General features: G+C 69.1%; 11 protein-coding genes. All 11 read right to left on the minus strand.

Annotation, left to right across the window (positions count from 1 at the left end):
* Positions 1–4: 4 nt before the first annotated feature.
* The 11 genes from recN to murD all read right to left on the minus strand — a co-directional run bounded on the left by recN (position 5) and on the right by murD (position 13,650).
* On the minus strand, positions 5–1,684 hold the full coding sequence (recN, locus tag ACILR9_RS24015; RefSeq protein ID WP_395712495.1) for a DNA repair protein RecN: 1,680 nt from the start codon (positions 1,682–1,684) through the stop codon (positions 5–7).
* Positions 1,685–1,694: 10 nt separating this feature from the next.
* On the minus strand, positions 1,695–2,474 hold the full coding sequence (locus ACILR9_RS24020; RefSeq protein WP_395712496.1) for an outer membrane protein assembly factor BamD: 780 nt from the start codon (positions 2,472–2,474) through the stop codon (positions 1,695–1,697).
* Between the two features lie 164 nt (positions 2,475–2,638).
* A complete protein-coding gene (gene ftsZ / locus ACILR9_RS24025) occupies positions 2,639–4,378 on the minus strand; it encodes a cell division protein FtsZ (RefSeq protein WP_395712497.1) in 1,740 nt (579 codons plus the stop codon).
* Positions 4,379–4,531: 153 nt separating this feature from the next.
* Positions 4,532–5,767, minus strand: a complete 1,236-nt coding sequence (ftsA, locus tag ACILR9_RS24030; RefSeq protein ID WP_395712498.1) for a cell division protein FtsA — start codon at positions 5,765–5,767, stop codon at positions 4,532–4,534.
* Positions 5,768–5,811: 44 nt separating this feature from the next.
* Positions 5,812–6,681 (minus strand): cell division protein FtsQ/DivIB, encoded by an 870-nt coding sequence (locus ACILR9_RS24035; protein ID WP_395712499.1) that lies wholly within the window; start codon positions 6,679–6,681, stop codon positions 5,812–5,814.
* Complete coding sequence (locus tag ACILR9_RS24040) at positions 6,678–7,610, minus strand: D-alanine--D-alanine ligase (RefSeq protein WP_395712500.1); 933 nt, start codon at positions 7,608–7,610, stop codon at positions 6,678–6,680. The genes ACILR9_RS24035 and ACILR9_RS24040 overlap by 4 nt, the downstream gene beginning before the upstream one ends.
* Positions 7,607–8,548 (minus strand): UDP-N-acetylmuramate dehydrogenase, encoded by a 942-nt coding sequence (gene murB, locus ACILR9_RS24045; protein WP_395712501.1) that lies wholly within the window; start codon positions 8,546–8,548, stop codon positions 7,607–7,609. The genes ACILR9_RS24040 and murB overlap by 4 nt, the downstream gene beginning before the upstream one ends.
* Complete coding sequence (gene murC / locus ACILR9_RS24050; protein ID WP_395712502.1) at positions 8,545–10,008, minus strand: UDP-N-acetylmuramate--L-alanine ligase; 1,464 nt, start codon at positions 10,006–10,008, stop codon at positions 8,545–8,547. Before murC ends, murB begins: the two co-directional genes overlap by 4 nt.
* The gene (murG, locus tag ACILR9_RS24055) at positions 10,005–11,129 is read right to left on the minus strand and encodes an undecaprenyldiphospho-muramoylpentapeptide beta-N-acetylglucosaminyltransferase (protein WP_395712503.1); all 1,125 of its coding nucleotides are present in this window, start codon (positions 11,127–11,129) and stop codon (positions 10,005–10,007) included. Before murG ends, murC begins: the two co-directional genes overlap by 4 nt.
* Positions 11,129–12,256: an FtsW/RodA/SpoVE family cell cycle protein gene (locus tag ACILR9_RS24060; RefSeq protein ID WP_395712504.1), complete on the minus strand. Its 1,128-nt coding sequence runs from the start codon at positions 12,254–12,256 to the stop codon at positions 11,129–11,131. The genes murG and ACILR9_RS24060 overlap by 1 nt, the downstream gene beginning before the upstream one ends.
* Positions 12,253–13,650 carry a UDP-N-acetylmuramoyl-L-alanine--D-glutamate ligase gene (gene murD, locus ACILR9_RS24065; RefSeq protein WP_395712505.1) on the minus strand — a complete coding sequence of 466 codons (1,398 nt, stop codon included), beginning with the start codon at positions 13,648–13,650 and terminating at the stop codon, positions 12,253–12,255. Before murD ends, ACILR9_RS24060 begins: the two co-directional genes overlap by 4 nt.

The raw sequence follows: 13,650 nt of genomic DNA on the forward strand, positions 1-13,650 counted from the left end.
CCTCCTAACCTGCCGCGGCCAGCAACCGGTCGGCCGCGGCGCGCGCCTCGGCCGTAACCTCGGCGCCCGACAGCATGCGCGCGATCTCCTCGCGCCGGCCCACAGCATCGAGCGCCAGAACATCGGTGCTGGCGGCATTTCGGGTGGTCGTCTTGCGGATCAGCCATTGGCGATCGGCCAAGGCGGCGACTTGCGGCGAATGGGTGACCACCAGGACCTGCACGTCCTTCGCCAGCCGCCGCAGCCGCTCGCCGACCGCTGCGGCGGTAGCACCACCTATTCCCGAATCGACCTCGTCGAACACGATCGTCGCCGCATCGCCGACGCGCGCCAGACAAACCTTGAGCGCCAGCAGGAAACGCGACAGCTCGCCGCCCGAGGCGACGCGCGCGATCGGCGCCGGTGGCGTGCCGGGATTGGTTGCCACCATGAACTGGATGCGCTCCGTGCCGTGCTCGGACCATTCGGCCTCGGGCAGGGTCGAGACAGCGGTCACGAACTTCGCCTTCTCGAGCCTGAGCGGCGCGAGTTCGGCAGCCACCGCCTTGTCGAGCCTGGCGGCACCCTTGCGGCGGGCCGCCGCAAGGGTCGCCGCTGCGTCGACATAGGCGGCGCGCGCAGCGCCGGCTTCGGCGGCAAGTCGTTTCAGGAGGGCCTCGCCGTCGTCGAGCGCGGCGAGCTGGCTGGCGAACCTTCCGGCCAATGCCGCGAGGTCAGACACCGGCACGCCGTGCTTGCGTGCGGCGGCGCGCAGCGCGAACAGGCGCTCCTCGATCTTTTCCAGGTGCGCCGGATCGACATCGAGGGCCTCGCGTGCAGCCTCGAGCTGAGCCTGTGCTTCCGTTGCCTCGCTGAGCGCCCGATCGAGCGCCGACAGCGCCGCGTCGAGGCGGCCTGCCGCCTTGTCGGCCTGGCGCTCGATCAGCCGATGGGCGGCGCGCAATGCGGCGACGGCGCCGCGGCCGTGCTCGAGTTCCGACAACGCCTGGGCGAGCGTCTCGCCAAGCGCGCTGCCGGCGCGCAGCACCTGCCGTTCCTGGGTGAGCTTCTCTTCGTCGTCGCCGCGCGGCGACAGCTCGGCGAGCTCCTTCACGGCGTGGCGAAGAAATTCCTCGTCACGCCGGGCCGTTTCTGCCGCCGCTGCGGCATCGGTCGACGCCTGCTCGGCGGCCCGCCACGCCTGCCACGCAGCACGCGCGACCTCGGCCGGGCCTTCGAGGCCGGCGAAGGCATCGAGCGAGGCACGATGGGTTGCCACGTCGAGCAGACCGTGCTGTTCCATCTGGCCCTGAATCTCGACCAGCGTGTCGCCCAGCCGGCGCAGCAGCGCCACCGAGGCCGGCTGGTCGTTGACGAATGCGCGCCCGCGCCCATCGGCCCCGACCAGCCGGCGCAAGGTGAGCATGTCATCGACATCGAGGGCCTGGTCGATCAGCACTTGGCGGGCAGGATGGCCGGCGGGCAGGTCGAACGACGCCGCGACCGATGCTTGCGCCGCACCGCGCCGCACCGCCCCCGACTCGGCGCGGGCGCCGAGCGCCAGGCCGAGCGCATCGATCAGGATGGACTTGCCGGCGCCTGTCTCCCCGGTCAGGGCCCCGAGGCCGCCACCACCCGCGCGAGCGAGGTCGAGGTCGAGCTTCTCGATCAGCACGAAGTCGCGGATCGAAAGCGAGACCAGCATGCCGGCCCGGTCAGAACAGGCCGAAGAACCAGCCGGACTTCTCGTCGCTCGGCGCCGGAGTGCCCTCGCCGGTCATCAGGTAATAGCTGTCCTGATACCATTCGCTGCCGGGGAAATTGTAGCCCAGCACGGCAGCCGCCTCCTGGGCCTCGCTCTTGACGCCGAGCGACAGGTAGCTCTCGACCAGGCGATGCAGCGCCTCCGGCACGTGCGTCGTCGTCTGGTAGCGCTCGATCACCACGCGATATCGGTTGATGGCGCCGACATACTGCTTGTTCTGCTGATAGAAGCGGCCGACCGCCATCTCCTTGCCGGCGAGATGGTCGATCGCCAGCTCGACCTTGAGTCGCGAGTCGCGGGCGTAGGGCGATTCAGGGAAGCGCTTCACGACCTCGGCCAGTGCGTCGAGCGCCTGCTGTGTCATGCGCTGATCGCGGCCGACGTCGGAGATCTGTTCATAATAGCACAACGCTTTCAGGTAATAGGCGTAGGGAATGTCGCGATGACCGGGATGCAGCTGAATGAACCGGTCGAGCGCAATGATCGCCTCGTCATACTTGTTCGACTGGTAGTAGGCGAAGGCCGCCATGATCTGCGCCTTGGTCGCCCACACCGAATAGGGATGCTGGCGGTCGACTTCCTCGAACCCCTTGGCCGCCGCCTTGTATTCCTGGGCTCCCAGCTCGTCGAGGGCGTTGTTGTAGAGCACCTCGACCGGCCGCTCGACATAGTTGACGTCATCGTCCGACGAGCCGCATCCGGCGAGCCCGTACAACAAACACAGCGCCATTCCGGCGAGTGCGTTCCGAGCCGTTCGTGAGACCGCTTTCGACATGTCCTGACCGCAAATTTCGTGGCGTGGCGTTATATCATGTCGAGGTGAAAAAAAGAGGGGCCGCGAGGCCCCTCGAACAATGCGTGAAGTGTGCACGAGTCCAGATCGTCAGGCCTGCGTCAATTGGCCTGACGGCGCAGGAACGCCGGAATCTGCAGGTCGTCGTCGTCACGCGCCGGCTTGGCCCGCTCGGTGACATCGAGGCTGATCGAGGTCTGCACCGGCGCCGGACGGCCGGCAGGCTTCTGGGCGACCGGAACGACATTCTCGGGCGCGCTGCGTACCGCAGGCGGTTCGGCGGCGACCGGTGCGCTGACGCCGGCCGGCGGGGGCGCCACGGGCTTGGCCGAGGCGAAGGCTCCCGTGATGCGCTGGAACAGGTTGGGCGAACGGCTTTCGACCGCCGGCCGAGCGGCGACTGGACGGGCCGGTGCTTCGGCACGCACCGGTGCCTTGGCGGCGGGCCGATTGACCCGCCAATCGTTTTCATCGACCAACGGCCGTTGTGCGACGGCGACGGCGGCGGCCGCCGGCGGAGCGACCGCGGCCGGCGGCGGCGCGACGGCGACCGGCGGCGCCACGGGAACCTCCAATTCCGGCGTGGCGGCCGACGCCAGCTCGGGGAACTCGACGGGCGGAGCGGGGGCCGCCACCGGCCTCGGCGGACTCTCGGCGGCGATCGGCGGTGCGACCGTCGGCGGCGGCGGCGATGCGGGCGGCAGCGGCGCGGGAGCGACGGCAATCGGCGGCGCGACCGGTGCGGCTGCCGCAGCCGGCATCGCAACCCGGCCAACGGGTGCTGCCGCGCGGCTCATCAGCGCCGGCTGACCGGTCTGCAGCGGTCGGTTCATGTCGAGCGACAGATAGTTCGGTGCCGGCTGCTGGGCCGCCATGGCGGCGATGCCGGTGGCGACGACGGAGACGCGCATGCGGCCCTGCATGCTGGCGTCGAAGGTCGAGCCGAAAATGATGTTGGCGTCGGCGTCGACTTCCTCGCGGATACGGTTGGCCGCCTCGTCGACCTCGTGCAGGGTCATGTCGAGACCGCCGGTGATGTTGATCAGCACGCCCTGCGCGCCCTTCATCGAATGGTCTTCCAGCAGCGGGTTGGAGATCGCGCTCTCGGCCGCGACGCGGCTGCGGTCCGGACCCTCGGCCTCGCCGGTGCCCATCATCGCCTTGCCCATCTCGCCCATCACCGTGCGGATGTCGGCGAAGTCGAGGTTGATGAGCCCGGGCATGACCATCAGGTCGGTGACGCCGCGCACGCCCATGTGCAGCACGTCGTCGGCCATCTTGAAGGCGTCGGCGAAGGTCGTCTTCTCGTTGGCGATCTTGAACAGGTTCTGGTTGGGGATGACGATCAACGTGTCGACCACCTTCTCGAGCTCGGTGATGCCCTGCTCGGCGGCCTGCATGCGGCGGCGGCCTTCGAAGTGGAACGGCTTGGTGACGACGCCGATGGTGAGGATGCCCTGCTCGCGCGCTGCCGCGGCGATGACCGGCGCGGCCCCGGTACCGGTGCCGCCGCCCATGCCGGCGGTGACGAACACCATGTTCGCGCCATCGAGCAGATGGAGAATCTCCGGCAGCGCCTCCTCGGCGGCCTGCCGACCGACTTCCGGACGGGCGCCCGCGCCAAGGCCCTGGGTGATCGTGATGCCGAGCTGAACCCGGCGGTCGGCCAGCGACTGGCCGAGCGCCTGCGCATCGGTGTTGGCGACGATGAACTCGACGCCTTCGAGCGCGGCGCTGATCATGTTGTTGACGGCGTTTCCACCCGCGCCACCGACTCCGATGACGGTGATACGCGGCTTAATCTCCGACTCCTTCTGGGGGAGGCTGAGGTTGATCGTCATTTGGCTCTCTCCACGCAAACGAGGGGGTAATCTGCTCGGAGCGATGGTGTGGACTGTTTTTGGATAAGCCCTTCACCATTGACCGGGTTAATTCATTCTTATCAACAGCATGTGGGGACTGCCCATCTCCACACCACATATTGCCATATTGCCCTAAAAGTTTTCCCTAATCCAACTTCCAATGCGACCGATTCGACTCGACGGCACTTCCGCCACCGCGGGCTGCGACTGCGTGATCGCGTGATGGTTCAAGGCGAAGGCGAGCAGGCCTGCAGCCGCGGAAAATGCTGGCCCGCCAGTGGAATCCGCCAGCCCGGCGAGGCGCAGCGGCGCGCCGATGCGGATCTTCTTGTTGAGGATGGCGGCCGCCACATCGGGCACGCCATCGAGCTGGCACGCGCCGCCGACGATCACGGTGCGGCCGCCGGCCAGCTTATCCACACCACTTGCCTCGAGTCGGCTGCGCACGAGCTCGAACGTCTCCTCGATGCGCGGCCGGATGATGCCGACCAGGATCGAGCGCGGAATGTGGTTCGGCCGTGTGCGATCCTCCTCGCCGATCAGCGGCACGTCGATGATGTCGTACTCGTCGTTGGGCTTGGCGACGGAACGGCCGATCTGCGTCTTCATGCGCTCGGCATGGGCGAGCGGTGTGGATAACCCGCGCGCGATATCGCGCGTGACGTGATCGCCGCCGACCGGGATGCTGTCGACGTGCACGAGATGGCCTTCGTAGAACACCGCGATCGATGTCGTGCCGCCGCCCATGTCGATCAGCGTCACGCCGAGGTCGCGCTCGTCCGACACCAGCGAGCTCAGGCCCGAGGCATGGGCGGCGACGACGCGCTCGGCGATCTCGAGATGGGCGCGCCGCACGCAGACCTGCAGGTTGCGCATCGACCCGCTCGCCGCCGTGACGAGATGGACGTCGACGCCCAGCCGCTCGCCGAACATGCCGCGGGCGTCGCGCACCGGCGTGCCGTCGACCGAGTAGCCGATCGCCTCCGAATGGATGATGTCGCGGTCGGCGGTCTCGGCCGGCAGATGGATGTGCTGCTGCACGCGGCGTACGTCGCGCTCGCCGATCTCGTGATGGCCGATCGCCACCTCGAGGCTCTGATTGTGCGACGCCGCCGATCCGCCGCTGACGCCCACGATGACCTCGCGCACATGCTCCCCGCACATCTCCTCGGCCGTCGACACGGCCGAGGAGATGGCGCGCGTGGCCGCTTCCATGTCGACGATGTTGCCGGAGCGCATACCCTGCGCAGGCTGGTGGCCGATGCCGACCACGCGCAATCCCTGGCCGTCGACACGCGCCACGAAGCACACGACCTTGCTGGTTCCGATATCGAGTGCGGCAACCACGCCGTTTCTGGTCTTCGCCACGTTTCATCCCCCTCGCTACACGTACACGCCGGACGCCACCGCCGTTACACCGGCCCCTGCAAAGGCTGGCCGCCAACGACACCCTTCCGGAGATAGAGCTTGTCGGGAAGCCTGAGATCGACCACGCCGAACTCGCGCGACAGCAATCTGTGCTGGCCGTCGAGCTTGGCGAGCTGCTTCAGCGCCGCGACCGCGTCCTCCTCGGGCAGCCAGATCTCGACGCCATTGTTGAGAATGAGGTTCCAGCGGCGCTGGCCGACCCACACCGCCGCGCGCAGCTGGCGCGCCACCACCGGTTCGTAGGCAAGCAACAGCAGCAGCTCGCCGACATGCTCGGGCGCGCCGGCGCCCGACAGCAGCAGCAGGGCCTCGGCGCCGGGCGGCATACGGCTCGCCCGCACTGTGCGTCCGTCGCGGTCGATCAACGTGTATTCCGTGCCGCTCTGCCAGATCGCCACGGCGCGGCGCTCTTTCAGGGTGACATAGAGCGTGTCGGGCAGCCGCCGCTCGACCGTGGCGCTCGCCACCCAGTCGATCGCCTCGAGCCGCTGGCGCGACGCCTGCAGGTCGACACCCAGCAGCGAATCGCCCGGCTTGACGTCGAGGGCGGCCAGGATGGCGCTGCGTTCGACGTAGTCCCTGCCCTCGACCGTGACGTCGGTCAGCCGGAACGGCGTGATGGCGCCAATGACGCCGCGCGTCACGGAGTCCAGGCGATTGCGCGCCTCGATCAGCCAGCCTTCATGCCACGCCCACCAGCCGGCGCCGCCGCCGCAGCCGAGCAACAGCACGACGACGCCCAGCATCATCGGCTGACGCCACAGCGGCCGGCCCGACTTGCGCAGCACGCTGCGCTTCTTGCGACGATCGTAATCGCGCCGCCGGGTCGGTGTGTCCTTGGCCGGCGCATTCACTGCGGATGCCTCGCATTGTCGACCATCCAGGTCATCAGCTCGGGCCACGAGATGCCGGCCCATTTCGCCTGCTCGGGCGCCAGCGACAGCGGCGTCATGCCAGGCTGTGTGTTGATCTCGAGCACGACCAGACCCGACGTGTCGGGCAGCGAATCGTCCCAGCGCAGGTCGGTACGGCTGAGCCCGCTGCAGCCCAGCGCCTGGTGGGCGGTCAACGCCCATTCGCGCGCCAGCTCGTAAACCTCGCTGGGAATTGGCGCCGGCACGAGATGCTCGGTGACGCCGTCGGTGTACTTGGCCTCGTAGTCGTAGAAGCGCGTGCGCGGACGCAGCTCGGTCACGGCAACCGCCCGGTCACCCATCACGGCTACGGTGAGCTCGCGGCCGGGCACGAATTTTTCGACCAGCACCTTCTCGCCGAAGGCAGCTTCTGCCATTTCCACGGCGGCAAGGTTGTCGCCCTCGCGCATGATGAAGACGCCCACACTCGAGCCCTGGTCGATCGGCTTCACGACGTAGGGCCGCGGCATCGGATCGCCGAAGGCGAGCGAGCGCCGCTCGACCACGATCCCCTCGGCGATGCGCAGGCCGAGCGAGCGAAAGACATGGCGCGCCATCGGCTTGTCCATGGCGATCGCCGAGGCGAGCACGCCGGAATGGGTGTAGGGCACGGCCAGCACCTCGAGGACTCCCTGGATGCAGCCATCCTCGCCGTAGCGACCGTGCAGGGCATTGAACACGACCTCCGGCCCGCCGCCGCTGGCTGGCCTCAGGAAATCGATCAGCGCCCGCAGATCGCGTTTCACGTCATACTCGAGCACGGCGTAGCCGCCCTCGCGCAGGCCCTCGGCGCAGGCCTTGCCGCTCACCAAAGAGACCTCGCGCTCAGGCGACCAGCCGCCCATCAGGACCGCGACCGTTGGTTTCATGCTTGGGCTCCTGTCGCGACGGAGAGCGGCACGCCGATGCGCCGGATCTCCCATTCGAGCTGGACTCCGCTGTGGTCGAGGACGCGCCGGCGCACTTCCTCGCCGAGGGCCTCGAGATCGGCGGCGCCGGCAGCGCCGAGATTGATCAGGAAGTTGCAGTGCTTCTCCGAGACCTGCGCCTGGCCGATCCGCAGCCCGCGGCAACCCGCCTGGTCGATCAGCTCCCAGGCCTTTCGACCGGGCGGATTGACGAAGGTCGAGCCGCCGGTGCGGCTGCGCGGCTGCGAGTCGAGGCGCGCGCTGTCGATCTCGGCGATGCGCCGCGCGATCGCCAGCTGATCGCCTGGCGTGGCGCCGAGGCGCGCCGAGGTGAAGATCCAGTCGGCCGGCGCGCTGCTGTGGCGATAGCTCATGCCCAACTCGGCGGCAGTCGTGCGATGGATGTCGCCGCTGCGATCGACGGCCTCGGCCGAGCGCAGCACCGACGCGAACTCTCCGCCATAGGCGCCCGCGTTCATCGCTACGGCACCCCCGATCGTTCCCGGAATGCCGCTCAGGAACTCGAGGCCGGTCAGCGCATGGTCCCGCGCCGTCAGCGCGACATTGAGATCGAGCGCGCCAGCGCCCGCCACCACCTCGCTGCCCTCGACGGAAATGCGTGTGAATTCCCGCAGCAGCCGAATCACGATCCCCTTCACGCCACCGTCGCGCACCAGGAGATTCGAGCCGACGCCGAGCACGGTCACCGGGATATCCCGGTCCAGCGCCCTCAGGAAAGCCGCGAGATCGTCGCGATCAACCGGCCGGAACAGGACCTCGGCCGGCCCGCCGGCCTGGAACCAGGTCTGCGGCCCCAGCGGCGCATCAGCCGTCAGCCGGCCGCGCGGCCTGGGCACCCGGTCGATGAGGTGAGGACGGTTCGCGGTGAGCGCCATCATGCCGCCGACCCGTGGTCGTTGGCGACACTGCGCAGTCCGGCGTGATCGGCGGCGATCTGCTGGATCTGTCCGGGGAGCGCATGCGCCCACGCCGTGATGTTGCCGGCGCCCAGGCAAACCACGACGTCGCCCGGCCGGGCCATCTGCCAGACCAGGCCCGGCAGGTCGCCCGGCGCGCCGAGCGGCGCCACCTCGCGATGACCGGCCTGGCGCACCAGGTTCACCAGCATGTCGCGGGTCACGCCTTCGATTGGCGCCTCGCCCGCCGCATAGACGTCGGCGATCAGCACCGCGTCGGCATCGGCGAAGCAGGTCGCGAACTCGTTCTTCAGCGACGCAAGCCTGGTGTAGCGGTGCGGCTGCATGACGGCGATCACGCGACCCGACCCGCCATAGGCCTGGCGGGCCGCGCGCAGCACGGCGGCAATCTCGACCGGATGATGGCCGTAATCGTCGATCACCGTGATGCCGTGCGCCTCTCCCGTCTTGGTGAAGCGCCGCTTGACCCCGGCGAACGAGCCAAGGGCGCGGCGGATGGTCTCGTCGGGCAGCCCCATCTCGTGTGCCACCGCGATCGCGGCCAGGGCATTCTGCACGTTGTGCTGGCCGAACATCGGCAAACGCATGCCGGGGATGACGCGCGATTCGTTGGTGGCGCGGGTCTCGACCATGACGTCGAAATCAGCCCCGCCGCGGTCGAGCCGCAGGTTGATGGCGCGAATGTCGGCGTTGGCGCCAATGCCATAGCTGATGATGCGCCGATCGGCGACGCGCGGGATCAGCGCCTGAACCTCGGGATGGTCCGAGCACAGCACGGCAAAGCCGTAGAAGGGGATGTTCTCGACAAAGCGCACGAAGGCTTCGCGCAATGCATCGAACGTGCCGTAGTGATCGAGATGCTCGGGATCGACGTTGGTCACGACGGCGATGGTTGCCGGCAAGCGCAGGAACGAGCCGTCCGATTCGTCCGATTCGACCACCATCCAGTCGCCGTCGCCCAGCCGTGCATTGGTGCCGTAGGCATTGATGATGCCGCCATTGATCACCGTCGGATCGAGCCCTCCGGCATCGAGCATCGCCGCCACCATCGACGTCGTGGTGGTCTTGCCGTGCGTGCCGCCGACGGCGATCGACCATTTGAGCCGCATCAGCTCGCCCAGCATTTCGGCGCGACGCACCACCGGCACCAGGCGGGCACGCGCGGCCAGCACCTCGGGATTGTCCTTCTTGACCGCGCTCGACACGACCACGACCTGGGCGTTGCCGATATTGTCGGCGCGATGGCCGATCGCCACCTTGATGCCGAGCCCGTTCAGGCGGCGCGTGTTGGCGCCCTCGGCGATGTCGCTGCCTTGCACCTTGTAGCCGAGATTGTGCAGCACCTCGGCGATACCGGACATGCCGATGCCACCGATGCCGACGAGATGGATCAGTCCGATGTCGAGCGGCATCGCCCTCATGCGGCGACTCCTGTCGGTGAGAGAGCGGGAGAGGAGATCAGATCGCCGACGACGTCGGCCAGGCGCGCCGCGGCGTCCGGCCGGCCGGCGGCGTGAGCGGCGGCCGCCATGTCGGCGAGGCGCTGCGGATGGTCGAACAACGCCGAGAGGTGATCGGCCAGGGCTTCTGCTGTGAAGTCGGCGTGGGCGATCACGATGCAGGCGCCGCTCGCTGCGAAGGCCCGGGCATTCGCCGTCTGGTGGTCGTCGGCGGCATAGGGATAGGGCACGAGGATCGCCGGACGGCCGATCGTCGCCAGCTCCGCCACGGTCGAGGCGCCGGCGCGGCCGATCACCAGGTGCGCCGCGGCGATGCGCTGCGGCAGGTCGGCGAAGAACGGCGCCAGATCGACCACCATGCCGGCCGTGGCGTAGCGCTCGCGCACAGTGGCGAGATCCTCGGGCCGGCATTGCTGGACCACGCGCAGCCGCGGGCGAAGGGCTGCCGGCAAGGCCAGCAGCGCCTCGGGCACGACCTTGGCGAACGAGGCCGCGCCCTGACTGCCGCCGAACACCACCAGGTCGACGACGCGGCCGTCGCCGGGCGGACGATAGGGCGATCCGCGCAGCGCGCGCACCGGCTCGCGCACCGGATTGCCGACCAGGCGCGCTCGCCGATCGCCTTCGCCGATATGGCGCGTCGGGCTGAACGACGTGGCGACCCGCGCCGCACCGCCCTGCACCAGGCGGTTGGCCTTGCCCAGCACGGCGTTCTGCTCGTGCAGCACGGCGGGCAGCCGCCGCAGGCGGGCGGCGATCATGGTCGGCACCGAGGCATAGCCGCCGAAGCCGACGACAGCCGAAGGATGGATGCGCCCGAGCGCCCGCCAGGCGTCGACCAGCCCGCGCGCCAGCGACAACAGCGCCAGCGCGCGACGGACCGGAGAGCCGGTCGGGCTCGCCGAATGGACGTAGTGGATCGGCCGGCGCGCCAGCGCACCTTGCCACTGTCGGCCGCGCGAATCGGTCACCAGCGCGAACGGCACGCCGCGCGCCTCGAGCTCGCCCGCCAGCGCCTCGGCGGGGAACACGTGGCCGCCGGTGCCGCCGGTCGCCAGGACGACAGGGCGCGGTTCCGCCATCACACCGCCTCTCTCAGGCCGGCATGCTCGCGCGTCAGCGACAGCATCATGCCGATGCAGATCGCCATCGCCAGCGCGGACGAGCCGCCATAGGAGATGAAGGGCAGCGTCATGCCCTTGGCGGGAATGAGCTGGATGGTCGAGGCCATGTTGATGGCGGCCTGCAGGCCGAACTGCACGGCAAGGCCGGTCGCCGCCAGGGTGATGAACAGGCTGGTCTCCTTCGACGCCCGAGACAGCGACCGCAGGGTCACGAAGGCGAACAGGGCGAGGATCATCAGGCAGACGATCAGGCCGAACTCCTCGCCGGCCACTGCCATGATGAAGTCGGTGTGCGCGTCGGGAAGCTGCGCCTTCACCGTGCCCTCGCCCGGGCCACGGCCGAACAGGGAGCCGTTCATGAAGGCTTCGAGGGAGGTGTTGACCTGGTAGTTGTCACCCGACGTGGGATCGAGGAAGCGGTCGAAACGACTGCGCACATGGCTGAAGACGAAGTAGGCACCGACCAGCGACGAGGCCCCGCCGATCGCGCCGACCGCCGCGATCCACACCGGCAGGCCGACGACGAACAGCTGGACCGCCCACACCATGGCGACGACGACGCTCATGCCGAGATCGGGCTGCATGACCAGCAGGGCCAGCACGCCGCCGACCAGCAGGGTCGACAGGATATAGCCGGGCGCCCGGCGCTCGGCGCGGCTCTGCGCCAGCAGCCAGGCCGAGATGACCGCCAGGCTGGGCTTGACAAACTCGGAGGGCTGGACGCTGGACAGGCCGGGCACGGCGATCCAGCGCCGGGCGCCCTTGATCTCGACACCGATCACGAAGGTCGCGGCGAGCAGCACGATGCTGCCGCAGAACACCATCAGCGCCAGGCGACGAATGTGCCGCGGCGACGCGAGCGAGATCGCCAGCATCAGCACCAGGGCCAGCGGCAGGAACAGGAACTGGCGCCGGGCGAAAACGAAAGTGTCGGCGCCGATGCGCTCGGCGGCCGGCGGCGAGGCGGCAAGCGTCAGCAGCACGCCGAACGCCATGATCGCCAAGATGCCGCCGAGCGACCACCGATCGACCGTCCACCACCATTGCCCGATGACGCTGCGATCGTCGCGGGGTACCTGAATCACGCCGCCCTCCCCAACTGCCGCGCCCCCGGCAAAGCCCGAGCCATGGCGCGGAACGCGTCACCGCGATGCTCATAGCTCTTCCATTGATCCCACGACGCGCAGGCCGGCGAGAGCAGCACGACGCCGCGCCTGCCGCCGCGCGCCGCCAGGTCGCGTTGCGCCTGCGCATGAGCCGCCTCGAGCGCCGACTGCAGATCGCCGCAGCGGCTGTAGGCGAGCCGGCCCTCGAGCTGGCCGGCGAACAGCTCGGTCGCCTCGCCGATCAAAAAGGCATGCCGGATGCGATCGAAGTAGCCGGCGAGCGGCGCCACGCCGCCTTCCTTCGCCTGGCCGCCCAGGATCCAGTAGATGTCGCGATAGGACGACAGGGCCCGCGCGGTGGCGTCGGCATTGGTGGCCTTGCTGTCGTTGACGTAGATGACGGCGCCGACCTCGGCGACCTGCTCCTGCCGATGCGGCAAACCCGGATAGCTCCTGAGCCCCGCGACGATCTTTTCGCTCGGCACCTTCAGCCAACGGCAGACCGCCCAGGCACAGGCCGCGTTCTGCGCGTTGTGATCGCCCGGCAGGGTCGGAACGTCGGAGAAGTCGACGGTCTCGCCGGCGGCATCGACCAAGCGGCCGGCGCTGAACGACACGCCGTCGGCCGCACTAGCCAGACTGACGGCAATCGTCGCAATGCCCGGACGCGCCGCCAACCGGCGGTAGACCGCGCGCGAAGGCTCATCGTCGATACCGATCACGGTGCAGTCGCCGGGCTGCTGGCGATCGAAGATGTGCTCCTTGGCGACGACGTAGCCGGCGAGGTCGCCGTGGCGGTCGATATGGTCCGGCGTGATGTTGAGCCACACGGCGGCATTGGCGCGGAAGGTCTGCAGCAGCTCGAGCTGGTAGGACGACATCTCCAGCACGTAGATGCCGCCCGGCCCGAGCGGCGCGAGATCGAGCGCGCCGCGGCCGATATTGCCGCCGACCTCGCAGCGAAGGCCGGCCTGGTCGAGGATGTGGCCGATCAGCGCCGTCGTGGTCGACTTGCCGTTGGTGCCGGTGATGGCGACGAAGCGCGCCTGCGGCTGGGCACGGGCGAGGAGCTCGATGTCGCAGAGGATAGGCCTGCCGGCGGCGCGCGCGGCATTCGCCACCGGATGCGGCTTGGGAAGACGGTTGGGAATGCCCGGGCTCATGATCAGCGCCGTCCGATCCGACCAGTCGATCGTTGCAGGATCGGCCACCGGCATGCCGGCCTTCTCCGCCGCGGCACGCGATGCGGGATTGTCGTCCCAGGCGATGCAGTCGATGCCGGCCGCCTGCAGGGCGCGCACGGTCGCCAGGCCGGAGCGCGCCAGCCCCAGCACGACGAACGACGACCCTGTGAGCGCGGCGAGATCGATCAT

Origin of the sequence: Reyranella sp., from assembly GCF_044224635.1 — a bacterium.
Taxonomy (GTDB): domain Bacteria; phylum Pseudomonadota; class Alphaproteobacteria; order Reyranellales; family Reyranellaceae; genus Reyranella.